Origin of the sequence: Ramlibacter henchirensis (assembly GCF_004682015.1) — a bacterium.
Classification (GTDB): Bacteria; Pseudomonadota; Gammaproteobacteria; order Burkholderiales; family Burkholderiaceae_C; genus Ramlibacter; species Ramlibacter henchirensis.
In genome coordinates, this window is record NZ_SMLM01000001.1 from 2,053,703 (window position 1) to 2,070,536 (window position 16,834).

The following is a 16,834-nucleotide window of genomic DNA, read 5'->3' on the forward strand; positions in this document are numbered from 1 at the left end:
GTGCGGCGCCTGTTCGCGAGAACGACGGCGCTGGCGGCGCTCGCACTTTCCGCCGCCTGGGCGCTAGCGGCCGACTACACCGGACCGCTGTTCGACGCGCACCTGCACTACAACGAAGAGGCGGCGCAGGGTCCGCACCCGCTGGGCGACGTGCTCGCGCGCATGCAGCGCAACGGCGTGCGCGGCATCATCGCCAACTCGCGGCCGAACGACGGCACGCATGCGCTGGCCGGCTCGGCCCAGACGCGTGCGGCGGGCGTGACGGTCGTGCCCTTCGTACGCCTGTACCGCAACCGCGAGGATTACGGCAACTGGTTCCGCGATGAGAGCATCTACACGATGGTGCAGAGCGAGCTGGCGCGCGGCACCGGCTCCGGGCCGTTCCGCGGCATCGGCGAGTTCCACCTGTACGACAGCGCCAATGCCGACGGCCCGGTCGCGCGCAAGCTGATGCAGCTCGCGGAGGAGCGGCAGCTGGCGGTGCTCGCGCACATCGACGACAAGGCGGTGGACCTGCTGATGGCGCACACCGCGTCGCGGGGTCAGCGCGTGCGGCTGATCTGGGCACACACGGGCATCGGCGGCGCGCCGGTGGCGCGGGTCGACGAGCTGATGGCCAGGTACCCGCTGCTGGTGGGTGAGCTGTCCTACCGGCCGGGGCTCACCTGCGAGTCGGGCAAGCTCTGCCCCGATTGGCGCCGGCTCCTGCTGAAGTACCCGGACCGCTTCGTCATCGGCTCGGACACTTGGATCAACCAGCGCTGGCAGTACTACGACCAGCTCATGGCCGCCTACCGCACCTGGCTCGGCGACCTGCCCGCGGACGTCGCCCGCAAGCTGGCGTGGGCCAACGCGGCGGGCCTGTTCGGGCTGCAGCAGCCATGATCCGGCTGCACCATTACCCGGCCACCGCGGCCATGGTGCCGCACATCGTGCTGGAGGAGATCGGCGTTCCGTACGAGCGCGTGCACGTCGACCGGATGGCCGATGCGCACAAGCAGCCGGACTACCTGCGTCTCAACCCGAATGGCTTGATCCCGGTGCTGGTGGAAGGCGATCTCGTGCTGTACGAGACGGCGGCGATCGTGCTGCACCTGTGCGATTCGCATCCGCAGTCGCGGCTTGCGCCGCCTGTTGGAAGCACCGAGCGCAGCCACTTCTACAAGTGGCTCGCATGGCTCACCAACACGCTGCAGGCGACGCTGATCGTCTACTTCTATCCGGAACGCTGGGTCGACGAAGGCAACGCAGCCGGCGCGGCGCAGGTGCGGCGGCGTGCGAAGGAAAGGATCTGGACCCTGCTCGACCAGCTCGATGCCGAACTGGCGCGCAGCGGCGGGCCTTGGTTCATGGGCGAGCACTACACGGCACTCGATGCCTATGTGTTCACGCTGTGCCGCTGGACGCGCAACTTCGACAGCGGCCGCGCACGGGAGCGCGCGTACCTGGGTCCTTACCTCCTGAGGATGCTCGAGCGGCCGGCGGTGCGTCGCGTCCTCGACAACGAAGGCCTGCAGCCGCCTTACGTCTGACCGAGAAAGCCGCGCAGCCGCAGCGCGTCGCCGGCCGCCGCCTGCCCGGCCGTGTTGTCGAAGATGCACCAGACCTCGCGCCCGGCCTGCACTTCGAGCGTGATGCGATCGGCCAGCGGTCGCAACACGTCGTCGGCATACGACGAGTAGTAGGTGCGCGGCGAACCGTGCAGCCGCAGGTACACGAGCTGAGTCCATCCGCCGGGCCTGCGGCCGGCATCGTGCCGCACGGGGTCGGCCAGCACGCGCGAGACGCGGCGTTCGGCCAGCCACTCGTCGACTTCGGCGTTGAACCAGCTGCCATGGCGTGGCTCCAGGGCCACCGTGCCGCCGAAGCAGTCCGCGAGCGCGCTGAAGAATCCATCCGCGACCGCTGCGTCGAAAGCCAGGCTGGGCGGCAATTGCACCAGCACGCAACGCATCCGGTCCCCGAGGCCCGCGCACTGCCCGAAGAACTCCCGCAGCAGCGCATCGCAGTCCACGAGCCGCCGTTCATGCGTGATCGCCTTGGGCACCTTGACCGAGAACGCGAAGCCTTCGGGCACGCTGTCGGCCCACCGCTCGTAGGTGGATCGGCGGTGCGGCCGGTGGAAGGAGGAGTTGATCTCGCTGGCGCCGAACACGGCGGAATAACGCCGCAGGTGGCTGTCGCCGGGCGGAAAGGCCGCTTGCACGGCCAGCGGAAGCTGCCATCCGGCGCAGCCGATGCGCACCGGCCGGCGCATCACCGTTCGCTGCGTTCCAGGTAGCGCCTGCGCCAGAACAACAGGCTCAGGGAAGCCACGACCGCGAGCATCGTGGACGCCGTCACCCAGAAACCGGCCGGGTTGCGCAGCAGGGGCATGAACTCGAAGTTCATGCCGAAGATGCCCGTGATCAGGTTCAGCGGCAGGAAGATGGCCGTCAGCGCGGTGAGCGCGCGCATGGTGTTGTTGGTCCGGTTGCTCTGCGCGGAGAAGTGGATCTGCACCACGCTCTCGGCGCCCTCTTCCATGCGGCGCACCTGGTGCACCACGCGCTGGATGTGCTCGATCACGTCGCGCGCGCGGGCCATCAGGCTGTCCCGCTCGGCCTGGGAGAGGTGGGCCGGCGGCTGCTCGCGCGCGGTGTCCAGCCATTCCTGCATCGCGTCGTTCTGCTCCTCGCAGAGGTCCTCGAGCAGGTGCAGCTCGCGGCGCGCAACCATCAGCGCACTCCAGCCGCGGAAATCGGCGCCGGGGCGCAGCAGCTCCAGCTGCCAGTCGTCCATCTCCGCGCTCAGCTGCTTGCGCAGTTCCAGGTAGCTGTCGACCATGACGTTCACCATGCGCAGCATCAGGTCGGACGGGCTGAACGGCAGGCGGCTGCGGCCGCCGGCGTGGTTCTCGGCCTGCACGGCATCGGACAGGTAGCGCGCGATGAAGGACCTCGCCGTGAAGCAGTCCTGCGGATGAACGGTGATCAGCAGCCGGTCGAACACGACGAAACAGACCGCGCGCGTGCGGATGCGATGGAAGCTCACGAGGGCGGACGGTGTCTCCGCGGGATGTTCCTGCAGTTCGCGGTCGACTTCCTCCGCGGTGGCCAGACGCCGGAACACCACCAAGTCGTAGATGGACGTGTAGTCGTAGTGGGAAGGATGCGCGCGGTTGGCGAGGTCCTTCACGTGCAGGTCCAGCAGCGGCGAGCCGCCCAGTCGCGCTGCCGCCCCCTGCACGCGGGGCAGTTCTCCGGCGAGCTCCTCGCGGTCGAGATAGATCCAGATGAAGCCGTCGGCCGGCGCCTGGGCCGGCACCTCGTCGAGGAAGCGAAGCGTGCCGCGTGTGAATTCGACGATGTGCATCCGCCGCCTTGTCCCTCAGGCGCGCAGTCGCCGCGCCGCTTCCAGCGCGAAATAGGTCAGCACGCCGTCGGCCCCGGCGCGCTTGAACGCAAGCAGGCTTTCCATCATCACGGCTTCGCCCGCGAGCCAGCCGTTCTGCACGGCCGCCTGCAGCATCGCGTACTCGCCGGACACCTGGTAGACGAAGGTGGGCATGCGGAATTCGTCCTTCACGCGGCGCACGATGTCCAGGTACGGCATGCCGGGCTTGACCATCACCATGTCGGCGCCTTCGGCGATGTCCATCGCGACCTCGCGCAGGGCCTCGTCGCTGTTGGCCGGATCCATCTGGTAGACCTTCTTGTCGCTCTTGCCCAGGTTCCCGGCCGATCCCACGGCATCGCGGAACGGGCCGTAGAACGCGCTCGCGTACTTGGCGCTGTAGGCCATGATGCGGGTGTGGATCGCGCCGCGCGACTCCAGCGCCTTGCGGATCGCGCCGATGCGGCCGTCCATCATGTCGCTGGGCGCGACGATGTCCACGCCGGCCTCGGCCTGGACCAGCGCCTGGCGCGTGAGCACCTCCACCGTCTCGTCGTTGAGGATGTAGCCGGTCTCGTCGAGCAGGCCGTCCTGGCCGTGGCTGGTGTACGGATCGAGCGCCACATCGGTCATCACGCCCAGCGTCGGGAAGCGCTGCTTCAGGCCACGCACCACGCGCGGCACCAGGCCTTCGGGGTTGCAGGCCTCACGGCCATCGGGCGCCTTCAGCGAAGGATCGATCACCGGGAACAGCGCCAGCGCGGGAATCCCGAGCTTCACGCATTCCTCGGCCACGGGCAGCAGCAGGTCCAGACTGAGTCGCTCCACGCCGGGCATGGAGGCGACGGCCTCGCGGCGCCTGGCGCCATCGAGCACGAACACGGGATAGATCAGGTCGTGGGCCGTGAGGGCGTTCTCGCGAACTAGGTTGCGAGTGAACTCGTCGCGGCGCAGGCGCCGCGGGCGGCCGTGGGGGTAGGGGGCGTGCAGGACCATGGAGGGAATTGTGCCGTTTTGCCCTGCGAAGGTCGCGTGTTGCGCGCGGGGGCGCACGACGTGTCGCGGATAACGCATCCGGGAGCGAAACGGCGGCCAGCTTGAAAGGGGTAGCGGGGTTTGTTAGATTACGCCCCGGGCGGCTTGCCGTCCCCCGCTTTTCCTCCCTGAGCGGGCGCCTTAATGTGTGACAGCAAAAAGGCTTCCTACCCCGGCCATTGGGCCGGGGTTTTTTTTGTGCGCGCCACGGCCGGGCTCAGGGGAACCCTTCCGTACACTCTCGCGCCATGCTCTGGGTCAAAGCCCTCCACATCGTCTTCGTCGCCAGCTGGTTCGCGGGGCTTTTCTACCTTCCCCGCATCTACGTGAACCTCGCGATGGTGGCGCCGGGCTCCGGCGCCGAACGCGACCGGCTGCTGCTCATGGCGCGCAAGCTCCTTCGCTTCACGACCCTCTTGGCGGTGCCGGCGCTTGCGTTCGGCCTGTGGCTCTGGCTCGGTTACGGCATCGGGCGCGGCAGCGGCTGGATGCACGCGAAGCTCGCGGTGGTGCTGCTCGTGATCGGCTATCACCATGCGTGCGCGGTCATGCTGCGCAAGTTCGCCGCCGGTGGTCCCGCGCGAAGCCATCGCTGGTACCGCTGGTTCAACGAACTGCCGGTGCTGCTGTTGCTGGCCGCGGTGGTGCTGGTGGTCGTCAAGCCGTTCTGAGGCCGCCGGGATGACGGCACGCAAGACCTCGGCATGGCCGCTCGCGCAGGCGTATGCGGCGCTGATCGTCTATGCGAGCCTCTACCCGTTCGACGACTGGCGAGACCAGGGCATCTCGGCCTTCGCCTTTCTCTCCAGCCCCTGGCCGCGGTACTGGACCGGCTTCGACCTCGCCGCGAATACCGCGGGTTACCTGCCGCTCGGATTCCTGCTCGGGCTTTCGGTGCTGCGCAGGGTGGAAACGCCGGACGCAACGCGCAGCTGGGGCGCGATCGCTTTCGCAACGCTGGGAGGCACCGCGCTCGCCTTCTGCATGGAGGCCCTGCAGACCTACCTGCCGTCGCGAGTGCCGTCCAACCTGGATTTCGGCCTGAACGCGCTGGGCACCTTGCTCGGAGCCGCGCTTGCGGGCGCGCTCGAGAAGCTCGGTGCGGTCGACCACTGGAGCCGGTTTCGCCTGCGCTGGTTCGTCGAGGAGGCGCGCGGCGCGCTGGTGCTGCTGGCGCTGTGGCCGATCGCATTGCTCTTTCCCGCCGCGGTTCCGCTCGGCCTGGGCCAGGTCTTCGAGCGGCTGGAGGCCGCGGTGGCGGAATGGCTGATGGACACGCCGTTCCTCGAATGGCTGCCGGTGCGCGATGTGGAACTGCAGCCGCTGGTCCAGGGGAGCGAGCTGCTTTGCGTGGCGCTGGGCGTCCTCGCGCCCTGCCTGCTGGCGTATTCCGTCATGAGCTCGGTTCCGCGGCGCGCGATCTTCGCCGCATTCCTCGTGGCGATGGGGATCGGCGCCACCGCGCTGTCCGCGGCGCTGAGCTGGGGCCCGGCGCACGCGTGGGCGTGGCTGAGTCTTCCGGTGCGACTGGGCCTGCTCACCGGGCTCGCCCTCGCTTTCGTGCTGCTGCCCCTGCCGCGCCGGGGCTGCGCCGCGCTCGTGCTGCTGGCGCTGGTGGTGCACCTGACTCTCCTGAACCAGGCGCCCGCCAGCGCGTACTTCACGCAGACGTTGCAGACCTGGGAGCAGGGCCGCTTCATCCGCTTCCATGGGCTGGTGCAGTGGCTGGGATGGCTGTGGCCTTACGTGGCACTGGCCTATGTGCTGGTGCGGGTCTCCTCCTCGGAGCCGCGGCCTAGAATCCCGCAATGAGTTCCCCGGACCGGCCCTCCTACTTCGAGCGCCACATCTTCTTCTGCCTGAACAAACGCGAGAACGGCGAGAACTGCTGCGCCGACCACAACGCGCAGGCCGCATTCGACCGCTGCAAGTCGCAGGTCAAGGCGCAGGGGCTGGCGGGCCCCGGCAAGGTGCGCGTGAACAAGGCCGGCTGCCTGGACCGCTGTGCGGCCGGCCCGGTCGCCGTGGTCTACCCCGAAGCCGTCTGGTACACCTATGTGGACCAGGAGGACATCGACGAGATCGTCGAGTCGCACCTGAAGAACGGCCGCGTGGTCGAACGCCTGCTCACGCCGCCGCACCTCGGTCGCTGACCGCCGCCGCAATGAATTCGCAGACGCAGCGGCTGCAAGTGCAGGGCGCCGCCGGGGCGATCGAAGTGCTGCGGGACGATCCCGGGCAAGCCGCCGCGGGCGTCGCCTTCATCGCGCATCCACATCCGCTGTTCGGCGGCACCATGGACAACAAGGTGGTGCAGACGCTCGCGCGCGCTTTCGTGCAATGCGGCTGGAGCGCGGTGCGGTTCAACTTCCGCGGCGTCGGCGCGAGCGCCGGGGTGCACGACGAAGGCCGCGGCGAGACCGAAGACATGCGTGCCTTGGTGGAGGCGATCGCGCCGGAAGGCCCGATCGCGCTGGCCGGCTTCTCCTTCGGCGCGTTCGTCACGAGCCGCGTGGTGGAGGCGCTCTGGAGCGCCCGCGAGGTGCGCAAGGTCATCCTGGTGGGCACGGCGGCGTCGCGTTTTTCCGTCTCCACGCTGCCGCAGGACGCGCACGAGCGCACGCTGGTGGTCCACGGCGAGCAGGACGACACGGTGCCGTTGCAATCCGTCATGGACTGGGCGCGGCCTCAGTCACTTCCGGTCACCGTCGTCCCGGGGGGCGGGCACTTCTTTCACGGACAATTGCCGCTTTTGAAAACCCTGGTGGCGCGCCACCTCCGTTCCTGAACCCGGTCCCCTCCACGATGAATCGACTTGCCAAGGCGCTCGCCGCGCCCTTGCTCGCCCTCCTTTGCTTCGCCGCCGGCGCCCAGGCGCCGCAACCTCCCGAGATCGCCGCCCGCAGCTACCTGCTGGTGGACCTGAGCGCCAACCAGGTTCTGGCCGGCCGCGAGATCGACTCGCCGGTGGAGCCCGCTTCGCTCACCAAGCTGATGTCGGCGTACTTGGTGTTCGACGCGCTGCGCGCGAAGAAGATCAGGCTGCAGCAGACGCTGCCCGTGAGCGTGCGCGCCTGGAAGATGCCGGGCTCGCGCATGTTCATCGACCCCAGCATGCAGGTGCCGGTGGAAGACCTGATCAAGGGCATGATCGTCCAGTCGGGCAACGACGCCACCGTCGCACTGGCTGAAGGCGTCGGCGGAACGGTGGAGCGCTTCGTGGAGCTGATGAACGAGCAGGCCAAGGCCCTCGGCATGAAGTCCACCTCGTTCAAGAATCCCGAAGGCCTGACGGCGCCCGGCCACACCACGACCGCGCGCGACCTGAGCATCCTCGCCGGACGGCTGATCCAGGACTTCCCCGACTTCGTCAGCTACTACTCGATCCGCAAGTACCGGTTCCAGGGCACGCCGACAGCCAACGACACCAACCGCAACATGCTGCTGTTCCGCGATCCCACGGTCGACGGACTGAAGACGGGCCACACCGAAGCCGCGGGCTACTGCCTCGTCGCGACGGCCAAGCGCGATTTCCCCAACCTGCCGGGGCGCCGCCTGCTGTCGATCGTGCTGGGCACCAGCAGCGAGAACGTGCGGGCCAACGAATCGCAGAAGCTGCTGAACTGGGGCTTCACAGCGTGGGAAGGCATCAAGCTGTTCGACGCGAACCAGGCCGTCGTGACGCCGGAGGTCTGGAAGGGCACGGCCAACCAGGTGAAGCTCGGCCGGCCGCAGCCGCTGGTCGTGGCGGTCCCTGCTGGAACGGCGACCCAGCTGAAGACGGCGGTGGCGCGGCCGGATCCGCTCGTCGCGCCGTTCACCAAGGGCCAGCAGATCGGCACGCTGAAGGTGCTCGCCGGCGACAGGCCCGTCACCGAGGTGCCGCTGGTCGCCCTCGAGGCGGTGGGGCAGGCCGGCGTGGTCGGCCGGGCCTGGGACGCCGTGCGGCTGTGGGTGAAGTAGCCCGGCCGTAAGGGCCTTCGCTCCCCGCCGCTGCCTTCGGCGCACCGCCGAGCGTTGCGGGAAGACCCGCTGCGGGCTATACTGGCGGGCTTTCCCGCGATTGGGGCGGGGAAATTCACGCGCGCGCCGCACGCTCTTGCGCCGCGCCTTTTTTCAGACGTTTAGGGACGTTTTTCTTCAATGCCAACCATCAACCAACTGGTGCGTCAGGGGCGGGAGGTCGAAAAGACCAAATCCAAGTCGCCCGCGATGCAGAACAGCCCCCAGCGCCGGGGCGTGTGCACCCGTGTGTACACCACGACGCCGAAGAAGCCGAACTCGGCGCTGCGCAAGGTCGCCAAGGTGCGCCTGACCAACGGCTTCGAGGTCATCTCCTACATCGGCGGCGAAGGCCACAACCTGCAGGAGCACTCGGTGGTGCTCGTGCGCGGCGGCCGCGTCAAGGACCTGCCGGGCGTGCGCTACCACATCGTGCGCGGCTCGCTGGACCTGCAGGGCGTCAAGGATCGCAAGCAGGCCCGCTCCAAGTACGGCGCCAAGCGCCCGAAGAAGGCCTAAAGAGTTTTTCGTTTGTCGGTGCTTCATTCGCTCGGCAGGCGAATCGAAGCGTAGTGACCCGCTGTCGGGTCGAGTAAGCGGGAAGCCCGATTTGGCTCCCCAGGCCCCCGGAAGGGACCAGCCAGCTGAAGCAATTGAGAGGTGAATAGAAATGCCACGTCGTCGCGAAGTCCCTAAGCGTGAAATCCTGCCGGATCCCAAGTACGGCAATGTCGAGCTCGCCAAGTTCATGAACGTCATCATGCAAGGCGGCAAGAAGGCGGTCGCCGAGCGCATCGTCTACGGCGCGCTCGAGCAGATCGAGAAGAAGAACCCCGGCCGTGACCCGGTCGAGGCGTTCACCATGGCCATCAACAACGTCAAGCCGATGGTCGAGGTGAAGTCCCGCCGCGTCGGCGGCGCCAACTACCAGGTGCCGGTGGAAGTGCGCCCGGTGCGGCGCCTGGCGCTGTCGATGCGCTGGCTCAAGGAGGCCGCGAAGAAGCGCGGCGAGAAGTCGATGGCCCTGCGCCTGGCCAACGAACTCATGGAAGCCACGGAAGGTCGTGGCGGCGCCATGAAGAAGCGGGACGAAGTGCACCGCATGGCCGAGGCCAACAAGGCCTTCAGCCACTTCCGCTTCTAACAACCGTCCCCATCTGAGGAACGGGCCCGCCACGAGCGGGCCCTGTCCGTTTTCAAGGAAAGATCATCATGGCCCGCAAAACGCCCATTGAGCGCTATCGCAACATCGGGATCTCGGCGCACATCGACGCCGGCAAGACCACGACCACCGAGCGCATCCTGTTCTACACCGGCGTGAACCACAAGATCGGCGAAGTGCACGATGGCGCCGCGACCATGGACTGGATGGAGCAGGAGCAGGAGCGCGGCATCACGATCACGTCGGCCGCCACCACCTGCTTCTGGAAGGGCATGGACATGTCCTTTCCCGAGCACCGCATCAACATCATCGACACCCCCGGCCACGTGGACTTCACCATCGAGGTGGAGCGTTCCATGCGCGTGCTGGACGGCGCCTGCATGGTGTACTGTGCCGTGGGCGGTGTGCAGCCGCAGTCCGAGACGGTCTGGCGCCAGGCCAACAAGTACAAGGTGCCGCGCCTGGCGTTCGTCAACAAGATGGACCGCACCGGCGCCAACTTCTTCAAGGTCTACGATCAGATGAAGCTGCGCCTGAAAGCCAACCCGGTGCCCATCGTCATCCCGATCGGCGCCGAGGAGAACTTCACGGGCGTGGTCGACCTGCGCAAGATGAAGGCCATCATCTGGGACGAGGCGTCCCAGGGCATGAAGTTCACCTTCGAGGAAATCCCGGCCAACCTGGTGGAGACCGCCAAGGAATGGCGCGAGAAGATGGTCGAGGCGGCCGCCGAAGCTTCCGAGGAACTGATGAACAAGTACCTCGAGGAAGGCGACCTGACGGAACAGGAGATCACGCTGGGCCTGCGCACGCGCACCATCGCCGGCGAGATCCAGCCGATGCTGTGCGGCACCGCCTTCAAGAACAAGGGCGTGCAGCGCATGCTGGACGCCGTCATCGAACTGATGCCTTCCCCCGTGGACATTCCCCCGGTCAAGGGCATGGACGAGGACGAGCAGCCCACCACCCGCAAGGCCGACGACAACGAGAAGTTCTCGGCGCTGGCGTTCAAGCTGATGACCGACCCGTTCGTGGGCCAGCTGACGTTCGTGCGCGTGTACTCGGGCGTGCTGTCCAAGGGTGACAGCGTCTACAACCCCGTGCGCGGCAAGAAGGAGCGCATCGGCCGCATCGTGCAGATGCACGCCAACAACCGCCAGGAAGTCGAGGAGATCCGCGCCGGCGACATCGCCGCCTGCGTGGGCCTGAAGGAAGTCACCACGGGCGAAACCCTGTGCGACCCGACCTCCATCGTCACGCTGGAGCGCATGGTGTTCCCCGAGCCGGTGATCCGCCAGGCCGTCGAACCCAAGACCAAGGCCGACCAGGAGAAGATGGGCGTCGCCCTGCAGCGACTGGCTGCCGAGGATCCGTCGTTCCGCGTCAACACCGACGAAGAGTCCGGCCAGACCATCATCGGCGGCATGGGCGAGCTGCACCTGGAGATCATCGTCGACCGCATGAAGCGGGAGTTCGGCGTGGAAGCCAACGTGGGCAAGCCGCAGGTGGCCTACCGTGAAACCATCCGCAAGGCGGTGCCCGAGGCCGAAGGCAAGTTCGTGCGCCAGTCCGGCGGCAAGGGCCAGTACGGCCACGTCGTCTTCAAGCTGGAACCGAACGAGGCCGGCAAGGGCTTCGAGTTCGTCGACGCCATCAAGGGTGGCGTGGTGCCGCGCGAGTACATCCCGGCGGTTGAAAAGGGCGTCATCGAAGCGCTCAATACCGGCGTGCTGGCGGGCTACCCGGTGGTGGACGTCAAGGTGACGCTGCACTTCGGTTCGTACCACGACGTGGACTCGTCGGAGCAGGCGTTCAAGATGGCCGCCATCTTCGGCTTCAAGGAAGGCGCCCGGAAGGCCAGCCCGGTCATCCTCGAGCCGATGATGGCCGTGGAAGTCGAGACGCCCGAGGAATACGCCGGCAACGTGATGGGCGACCTGTCGTCCCGCCGCGGCATGGTGCAGGGCATGGACGACATGCCCGGCGGCGGCAAGGCCATCAAGGCCGAGGTGCCGCTGTCCGAGATGTTCGGCTACTCGACCACGCTGCGCTCGATGTCGCAGGGCCGCGCCACTTACACCATGGAGTTCAAGCACTACAGCGAGGCTCCGAAGAACGTGGCCGAGGCGATCGTCGCCGCTCGCGCCAAGTAAGGCGGCGAACAGCCGTACGCAGAAAACGCGGGAAGAACGCAGAAAGCGCGGAAGCAACAAAGACTTCGGCGTTTTCTGCGTGATCTCTGCGTTTTCTGCGTACGTTTTTCGAATTCGTCTGCGACCGAACACCCCGCGTTGCCCGTGGCGCGGAACCGGTAGTGCGGTGCAGACGTTAAACCAGTGACACGGGCATTGCTCTTTCTAAGGAACAGACATGGCAAAAGGTAAATTCGAGCGCACCAAGCCGCACGTGAACGTCGGCACGATCGGCCACGTGGACCACGGCAAGACCACGCTGACGGCGGCGATCACGACGGTGCTGTCGAGCAAGTTCGGCGGCGAAGCCAAGGCCTACGACCAGATCGACGCGGCTCCGGAAGAAAAGGCGCGCGGCATCACGATCAACACCGCGCACGTGGAGTACGAGACGGCCAACCGCCACTACGCGCACGTGGACTGCCCGGGCCACGCCGACTACGTCAAGAACATGATCACCGGCGCCGCCCAGATGGACGGCGCCATCCTGGTGTGCTCGGCCGCCGACGGCCCGATGCCCCAGACGCGCGAGCACATCCTGCTGGCCCGCCAGGTGGGCGTGCCCTACATCATCGTGTTCCTGAACAAGTGCGACATGGTGGACGACGCCGAGCTGCTGGAGCTGGTGGAGATGGAAGTGCGCGAGTTGCTGTCCAAGTACGACTTTCCCGGTGACGACACCCCGATCATCAAGGGCAGCGCCAAGCTGGCCATGGAAGGCGACAAGGGCGAGCTGGGCGAAGGCGCCATCATGAAGCTGGCCGAGGCACTGGACACCTACATCCCCACGCCCGAGCGCGCCATCGACGGTGCGTTCCTGATGCCGGTGGAAGACGTGTTCTCCATCTCCGGGCGCGGCACCGTGGTGACGGGCCGCGTGGAGCGCGGCATCATCAAGGTCGGCGAGGAAATCGAGATCGTGGGCCTGAAGGCCACGCTCAAGACCACCTGCACCGGCGTGGAGATGTTCCGCAAGCTCCTGGACCAGGGCCAGGCCGGCGACAACGTGGGCATCCTGCTGCGCGGCACCAAGCGCGAGGAAGTCGAGCGCGGCCAGGTGCTGTGCAAGCCCGGCTCGATCAAGCCGCACACGCACTTCACCGCCGAGGTGTACGTGCTCTCGAAGGACGAGGGCGGGCGCCACACGCCGTTCTTCAACAACTACCGTCCCCAGTTCTACTTCCGCACGACGGACGTGACGGGCGCCATCGAGCTGCCCAAGGACAAGGAGATGGTGATGCCCGGCGACAACGTGACGATCACCGTCAAGCTGATCGCGCCGATCGCCATGGAAGAAGGCCTGCGCTTTGCCATCCGCGAAGGCGGCAAGACCGTCGGTGCGGGCGTCGTTGCGAAGATCATGGAATGAAGCTTTGGGGTCAGATCACTCGCGAAGCGATGTGCTCTGACCCCAACTGATTAGGAACAAGCATGGCCACCGCCCAACAGAAGATCCGCATCCGCCTCAAGGCGTTCGATTACAAGCTGATCGACCAGTCCGCCGCCGAGATCGTCGACACCGCCAAGCGCACCGGCGCCATCGTCAAGGGCCCGGTGCCCCTGCCGACACGCATGAAGCGCTTCGACATCCTGCGCTCGCCGCACGTCAACAAGAGCTCGCGCGACCAGTTCGAGATCCGCACGCACCAGCGCCTGATGGACATCGTCGACCCGACCGACAAGACCGTGGACGCGCTGATGAAGCTCGACCTGCCGGCCGGCGTGGACGTCGAGATCAAGCTGCAGTAACCGCGACAAGAAGCTGAGCCAGTGCCCGCCCTTGGCAGCAATGCCGGGGGCGGGCTATAATTTGCGGCTTCGCCTTTTTTGGCGAGGCTTTCATCAACCTTCTTGTGCCGTTCTTCCCGCGAAGGACGTCAAACGCAGAAGCCAATTGCAGCGGCTGCGGCGCAAGCAACGGAGCAACAACATGAGTCAGAGCAACTCCCTCGGGTTGCTGGGCCGCAAGGTGGGCATGATGCGCCTGTTCACCGATGACGGGGACGCTGTTCCCGTCACGGTGGTCGACGTGTCGGGCAACCGCGTCACCCAGGTCAAGACCCAAGAGAACGACGGCTACGTGGCCCTGCAGGTCACGTTCGGCAAGCGCAAGGCGTCGCGCGTGACCAAGCCGCTGGCGGGCCACCTCGGCAAGGCGAGCGTCGAGCCCGGCGAGATCATCAGGGAATTCCACGTCACGGCCGAGGCCGCCGGCAAGTACGCCGCGGGCGCCACGCTGCCGGTGACCGAGCTGTTCTCCGTGGGCCAGAAGGTCGACGTGCAGGGCACCTCGATCGGCAAGGGCTTCGCCGGCACGATCAAGCGCCACAACTTCAGCTCGCAGCGCGCGTCGCACGGCAACAGCCGTTCGCACAACGTGCCGGGCTCGATCTCCATGGCCCAGGACCCGGGCCGCGTGTTCCCGGGCAAGAAGATGACCGGCCACATGGGCGACGAGACCGTCACCACCCAGAACCTGGACGTCATCCGCATCGACGAAGCGCGCCAGCTGCTCCTGCTGAAGGGCGCGGTTCCCGGCGCCAAGGGCGGTTTCGTCACCGTGCGCCCGGCAGTCAAGGCCAAGCCAAAGGCCGCCGCGCAGCCGAAGGCTGCTTCCAAGTAACAGGAGCGAAGTACTATGCAACTCGAACTCCTGAACGAGCAGGGCCAGGCCGCGTCCAAGGTGGATGCGCCCGAGACCGTGTTCGGCCGTGAATACAACGAGGACCTGGTCCACCAGATCGTCGTCGCCTTCCAGGCCAACGCCCGCCAGGGCACGCGCGCCCAGAAGGACCGGCAGATGGTCAAGCACTCGACCAAGAAGCCGTTCAAGCAGAAGGGCACGGGCCGCGCCCGCGCCGGCATGACCTCGTCGCCGCTGTGGCGCGGGGGCGGCCGCATCTTCCCGAACAGCCCGGAAGAGAACTTCACCCAGAAGATCAACAAGAAGATGTACCGCGCCGGCATGGCGTCCATCTTCTCCCAGCTCGCCCGCGAGGGCCGCGTCGCCGTGGTGGACTCCATCAAGGTCGATTCGCCCAAGACCAAGCAGCTGGCCGCCAAGTTCAAGGCCATGAACCTTGAATCGGTGCTGGTGATCGCCGACGAGGTCGACGAGAACCTGTACCTCGCTTCCCGCAACCTGGCGAACGTGCTCGTGGTCGAGCCGCGTTACGCCGATCCGCTGTCGCTGGTGCACTTCAAGAAGGTGCTGGTCACCAAGGGCGCCATGGACAAGCTCAAGGAGATGTTCGCATGAGCCGTGTGAACCCCACTCCCGCCGAACGCAAGTTCGACGAAGGCCGCCTGATGCAGGTCCTGGTCGCTCCCGTGGTCTCCGAGAAGGCGACGCACGTGGCCGACAAGACCAACGCGGTGACCTTCAAGGTGCTGCAGAACGCCACCAAGCCCGAGATCAAGGCCGCCGTCGAACTGATGTTCAAGGTCGAGGTCCAGGGCGTCTCCGTCGTCAACACCAAGGGCAAGACCAAGCGCTTCGGCCGCTCGGTGGGCCGCCGCGACAACGTTCGCAAGGCCTACGTGACGCTCAAGCCGGGCCAGGAGCTCAACCTCTCCGGGGAGGCTGCGTAAACCATGGCAGTCGTCAAGATGAAACCGACCTCGCCCGGCCAGCGTGCCGTGGTCAAGGTCACGCGCGATCACCTGTACAAGGGTGAGGCCTACGCGCCCCTGCTCGAGAAGCAGTTCCAGAAGGCCGGCCGCAACAACAACGGCCACATCACCACCCGCCACAAGGGCGGTGGCCACAAGCACCACTACCGCGTCGTCGATTTCCGCCGCAACAAGGACGGCATCCCGGCCAAGGTGGAGCGCATCGAGTACGACCCGAACCGCACGGCCCACATCGCCCTGGTGGTGTACGCCGACGGCGAGCGCCGCTACATCATCGCCCCGCGCGGGCTGGATGTCGGCGCGCAGCTGGTGAGCGGCTCGGAGGCCCCGATCCGCGTGGGCAACACGCTGCCGATCCGCAACATCCCGGTGGGTTCGACCATCCACTGCATCGAGCTGCAGCCGGGCAAGGGCGCGCAGATGGCGCGTTCGGCCGGCACGTCGGCCACGCTGCTGGCCCGCGAAGGCACCTATGCCCAGGTCCGCATGCGCTCCGGTGAGGTCCGCAGGATCCACATCGAGTGCCGCGCCACCATCGGCGAGGTCGCCAACGAGGAACACAGCCTGCGCCAGCTGGGCAAGGCCGGCGTCAAGCGCCACATGGGTATCCGCCCGACGGTGCGCGGCGTCGCGATGAACCCGATCGACCACCCGCACGGCGGCGGCGAAGGCCGCACCGGCACGGGCAAGCCGCCGGTGGATCCGTGGGGCAACCTGACCAAGGGTTACCGCACGCGCAACAACAAGCGCACGCAGACGTTCATCGTCGCGCGCCGCAAGAAGTAAGGGGTCGCACAGATGACGCGTTCTCTCAAGAAGGGTCCGTTCGTGGACCACCACCTGGTGGCCAAGGTCGACAAGGCCGTCTCCACCAAGGACAAGAAGCCGATCAAGACCTGGTCGCGCCGCTCCATGATCCTGCCCGAGTTCATCGGGCTGACGATCGCCGTGCACAACGGCAAGCAGCACGTGCCGGTCTACATCACCGACCAGATGGTGGGCCACAAGCTGGGCGAGTTCGCCCTGACGCGCACCTTCAAGGGTCACCCCGCGGACAAGAAAGTCCAGAAGAAGTAAGGAGCAGACAACATGGAAACCCGTGCAGTCCTCCGTGGCGTCCGCCTGTCGGTCGACAAGGGCCGGCTGGTGGCCGACCTGATCCGCGGCAAGAAGGTGGACCAGGCCCTCAACATCCTGGAATTCACCCAGAAGAAAGCCGCCGGCATCGTCAAGAAAGTGCTGGAGTCCGCGATCGCGAACGCCGAGCACAACGACGGCGCCGACATCGACGAGCTGAAGGTCAAGACCATCTACGTGGAGCAGGGCGCCACGCTCAAGCGCTTCACCGCGCGCGCCAAGGGCCGCGGCAACCGCATCAGCAAGCCGACGTGCCATGTGTACGTGACGGTCGGCAACTAAGGCGCAGGCGAAAGAT

Annotated in this window: 21 protein-coding genes; 18 read left to right on the forward strand and 3 right to left on the reverse strand. The window is 66.8% G+C overall.

Annotated elements, in window-relative coordinates; translation table 11 throughout:
• Nucleotides 1-9 precede the first annotated feature (9 nt).
• Both EZ313_RS10145 and EZ313_RS10150 read left to right on the forward strand, forming a co-directional pair.
• Nucleotides 10-885 carry an amidohydrolase family protein gene (locus EZ313_RS10145; protein ID WP_240788632.1) on the forward strand — a complete coding sequence of 292 codons (876 nt, stop codon included), beginning with the start codon at nucleotides 10-12 and terminating at the stop codon, nucleotides 883-885.
• Nucleotides 882-1,532, forward strand: coding sequence for a glutathione S-transferase family protein (locus EZ313_RS10150; RefSeq protein ID WP_135263036.1), 651 nt, complete (start codon nucleotides 882-884; stop codon nucleotides 1,530-1,532). Before EZ313_RS10145 ends, EZ313_RS10150 begins: the two co-directional genes overlap by 4 nt.
• Here EZ313_RS10150 and EZ313_RS10155 read toward each other — a convergent pair.
• From EZ313_RS10155 to hemB, 3 genes are read right to left on the reverse strand one after another with little or no spacing between them, the layout of a single operon-like run.
• Nucleotides 1,523-2,257, reverse strand: coding sequence for a DUF72 domain-containing protein (locus EZ313_RS10155; protein ID WP_135263037.1), 735 nt, complete (start codon nucleotides 2,255-2,257; stop codon nucleotides 1,523-1,525). The genes EZ313_RS10150 and EZ313_RS10155 overlap by 10 nt on opposite strands.
• Nucleotides 2,257-3,354, reverse strand: a complete 1,098-nt coding sequence (locus tag EZ313_RS10160) for a magnesium transporter CorA family protein (RefSeq protein WP_135263038.1) — start codon at nucleotides 3,352-3,354, stop codon at nucleotides 2,257-2,259. The genes EZ313_RS10155 and EZ313_RS10160 overlap by 1 nt, the downstream gene beginning before the upstream one ends.
• A 15-nt stretch (nucleotides 3,355-3,369) precedes the next feature.
• A complete protein-coding gene (hemB, locus tag EZ313_RS10165) occupies nucleotides 3,370-4,371 on the reverse strand; it encodes a porphobilinogen synthase (protein ID WP_135263039.1) in 1,002 nt (333 codons plus the stop codon).
• Between the two features lie 287 nt (nucleotides 4,372-4,658).
• Between hemB and EZ313_RS10170 the strand changes: the two genes are divergently transcribed.
• From EZ313_RS10170 to rplV, 16 genes are all read left to right on the forward strand, one after another.
• Nucleotides 4,659-5,081, forward strand: coding sequence for a CopD family protein (locus EZ313_RS10170; RefSeq protein ID WP_135263040.1), 423 nt, complete (start codon nucleotides 4,659-4,661; stop codon nucleotides 5,079-5,081).
• Nucleotides 5,082-5,091: 10 nt separating this feature from the next.
• A complete protein-coding gene (locus EZ313_RS10175) occupies nucleotides 5,092-6,222 on the forward strand; it encodes a VanZ family protein (protein ID WP_135263041.1) in 1,131 nt (376 codons plus the stop codon).
• Nucleotides 6,219-6,563 (forward strand): (2Fe-2S) ferredoxin domain-containing protein, encoded by a 345-nt coding sequence (locus tag EZ313_RS10180; protein ID WP_135263042.1) that lies wholly within the window; start codon nucleotides 6,219-6,221, stop codon nucleotides 6,561-6,563. Before EZ313_RS10175 ends, EZ313_RS10180 begins: the two co-directional genes overlap by 4 nt.
• An 11-nt stretch (nucleotides 6,564-6,574) precedes the next feature.
• A complete protein-coding gene (locus EZ313_RS10185) occupies nucleotides 6,575-7,198 on the forward strand; it encodes an alpha/beta hydrolase (protein ID WP_135263043.1) in 624 nt (207 codons plus the stop codon).
• 17 nt (nucleotides 7,199-7,215) lie between these two features.
• Complete coding sequence (locus EZ313_RS10190; protein ID WP_135263044.1) at nucleotides 7,216-8,373, forward strand: D-alanyl-D-alanine carboxypeptidase family protein; 1,158 nt, start codon at nucleotides 7,216-7,218, stop codon at nucleotides 8,371-8,373.
• 180 nt (nucleotides 8,374-8,553) lie between these two features.
• Entirely contained in the window at nucleotides 8,554-8,931 is a 378-nt protein-coding gene (gene rpsL, locus EZ313_RS10195; RefSeq protein ID WP_027477404.1) for a 30S ribosomal protein S12, read from the forward strand.
• A gap of 151 nt (nucleotides 8,932-9,082) precedes the next feature.
• Nucleotides 9,083-9,556, forward strand: coding sequence for a 30S ribosomal protein S7 (gene rpsG / locus EZ313_RS10200; protein ID WP_055894768.1), 474 nt, complete (start codon nucleotides 9,083-9,085; stop codon nucleotides 9,554-9,556).
• A 68-nt stretch (nucleotides 9,557-9,624) separates the two neighbouring features.
• Nucleotides 9,625-11,727: an elongation factor G gene (gene fusA / locus EZ313_RS10205; RefSeq protein WP_135263045.1), complete on the forward strand. Its 2,103-nt coding sequence runs from the start codon at nucleotides 9,625-9,627 to the stop codon at nucleotides 11,725-11,727.
• 217 nt (nucleotides 11,728-11,944) lie between these two features.
• Entirely contained in the window at nucleotides 11,945-13,135 is a 1,191-nt protein-coding gene (gene tuf / locus EZ313_RS10210) for an elongation factor Tu (RefSeq protein ID WP_135262685.1), read from the forward strand.
• 62 nt (nucleotides 13,136-13,197) lie between these two features.
• A complete protein-coding gene (gene rpsJ / locus EZ313_RS10215; protein ID WP_013899628.1) occupies nucleotides 13,198-13,515 on the forward strand; it encodes a 30S ribosomal protein S10 in 318 nt (105 codons plus the stop codon).
• 181 nt (nucleotides 13,516-13,696) lie between these two features.
• On the forward strand, nucleotides 13,697-14,389 hold the full coding sequence (rplC, locus tag EZ313_RS10220; RefSeq protein WP_135263046.1) for a 50S ribosomal protein L3: 693 nt from the start codon (nucleotides 13,697-13,699) through the stop codon (nucleotides 14,387-14,389).
• A gap of 15 nt (nucleotides 14,390-14,404) precedes the next feature.
• On the forward strand, nucleotides 14,405-15,025 hold the full coding sequence (rplD, locus tag EZ313_RS10225) for a 50S ribosomal protein L4 (protein WP_135263047.1): 621 nt from the start codon (nucleotides 14,405-14,407) through the stop codon (nucleotides 15,023-15,025).
• Nucleotides 15,022-15,357, forward strand: coding sequence for a 50S ribosomal protein L23 (gene rplW / locus EZ313_RS10230; RefSeq protein WP_135263048.1), 336 nt, complete (start codon nucleotides 15,022-15,024; stop codon nucleotides 15,355-15,357). The genes rplD and rplW overlap by 4 nt, the downstream gene beginning before the upstream one ends.
• Nucleotides 15,358-15,360: 3 nt before the next feature.
• A complete protein-coding gene (gene rplB / locus EZ313_RS10235; RefSeq protein WP_135263049.1) occupies nucleotides 15,361-16,185 on the forward strand; it encodes a 50S ribosomal protein L2 in 825 nt (274 codons plus the stop codon).
• Nucleotides 16,186-16,197: 12 nt separating this feature from the next.
• Nucleotides 16,198-16,476 carry a 30S ribosomal protein S19 gene (gene rpsS, locus EZ313_RS10240; protein ID WP_135263050.1) on the forward strand — a complete coding sequence of 93 codons (279 nt, stop codon included), beginning with the start codon at nucleotides 16,198-16,200 and terminating at the stop codon, nucleotides 16,474-16,476.
• Between the two features lie 12 nt (nucleotides 16,477-16,488).
• A complete protein-coding gene (gene rplV / locus EZ313_RS10245) occupies nucleotides 16,489-16,818 on the forward strand; it encodes a 50S ribosomal protein L22 (protein ID WP_135263051.1) in 330 nt (109 codons plus the stop codon).
• Nucleotides 16,819-16,834 lie beyond the last annotated feature (16 nt).

Bases quoted from the DNA above. Each gene is read 5' to 3' on its own strand.
- EZ313_RS10150 (WP_135263036.1), top strand. From the start codon at position 882: ATGATCCGGCTGCACCATTACCCGGCCACCGCGGCCATGGTGCCGCAC.
- EZ313_RS10155 (WP_135263037.1), bottom strand. From the start codon at position 2,257: ATGCGCCGGCCGGTGCGCATCGGCTGCGCCGGATGGCAGCTTCCGCTG.
- EZ313_RS10160 (WP_135263038.1), bottom strand. From the start codon at position 3,354: ATGCACATCGTCGAATTCACACGCGGCACGCTTCGCTTCCTCGACGAG.
- hemB (WP_135263039.1), bottom strand. From the start codon at position 4,371: ATGGTCCTGCACGCCCCCTACCCCCACGGCCGCCCGCGGCGCCTGCGC.
- EZ313_RS10170 (WP_135263040.1), top strand. From the start codon at position 4,659: ATGCTCTGGGTCAAAGCCCTCCACATCGTCTTCGTCGCCAGCTGGTTC.
- EZ313_RS10175 (WP_135263041.1), top strand. From the start codon at position 5,092: ATGACGGCACGCAAGACCTCGGCATGGCCGCTCGCGCAGGCGTATGCG.
- EZ313_RS10180 (WP_135263042.1), top strand. From the start codon at position 6,219: ATGAGTTCCCCGGACCGGCCCTCCTACTTCGAGCGCCACATCTTCTTC.
- EZ313_RS10185 (WP_135263043.1), top strand. From the start codon at position 6,575: ATGAATTCGCAGACGCAGCGGCTGCAAGTGCAGGGCGCCGCCGGGGCG.
- EZ313_RS10190 (WP_135263044.1), top strand. From the start codon at position 7,216: ATGAATCGACTTGCCAAGGCGCTCGCCGCGCCCTTGCTCGCCCTCCTT.
- rpsL (WP_027477404.1), top strand. From the start codon at position 8,554: ATGCCAACCATCAACCAACTGGTGCGTCAGGGGCGGGAGGTCGAAAAG.
- rpsG (WP_055894768.1), top strand. From the start codon at position 9,083: ATGCCACGTCGTCGCGAAGTCCCTAAGCGTGAAATCCTGCCGGATCCC.
- fusA (WP_135263045.1), top strand. From the start codon at position 9,625: ATGGCCCGCAAAACGCCCATTGAGCGCTATCGCAACATCGGGATCTCG.
- tuf (WP_135262685.1), top strand. From the start codon at position 11,945: ATGGCAAAAGGTAAATTCGAGCGCACCAAGCCGCACGTGAACGTCGGC.
- rpsJ (WP_013899628.1), top strand. From the start codon at position 13,198: ATGGCCACCGCCCAACAGAAGATCCGCATCCGCCTCAAGGCGTTCGAT.
- rplC (WP_135263046.1), top strand. From the start codon at position 13,697: ATGAGTCAGAGCAACTCCCTCGGGTTGCTGGGCCGCAAGGTGGGCATG.
- rplD (WP_135263047.1), top strand. From the start codon at position 14,405: ATGCAACTCGAACTCCTGAACGAGCAGGGCCAGGCCGCGTCCAAGGTG.
- rplW (WP_135263048.1), top strand. From the start codon at position 15,022: ATGAGCCGTGTGAACCCCACTCCCGCCGAACGCAAGTTCGACGAAGGC.
- rplB (WP_135263049.1), top strand. From the start codon at position 15,361: ATGGCAGTCGTCAAGATGAAACCGACCTCGCCCGGCCAGCGTGCCGTG.
- rpsS (WP_135263050.1), top strand. From the start codon at position 16,198: ATGACGCGTTCTCTCAAGAAGGGTCCGTTCGTGGACCACCACCTGGTG.
- rplV (WP_135263051.1), top strand. From the start codon at position 16,489: ATGGAAACCCGTGCAGTCCTCCGTGGCGTCCGCCTGTCGGTCGACAAG.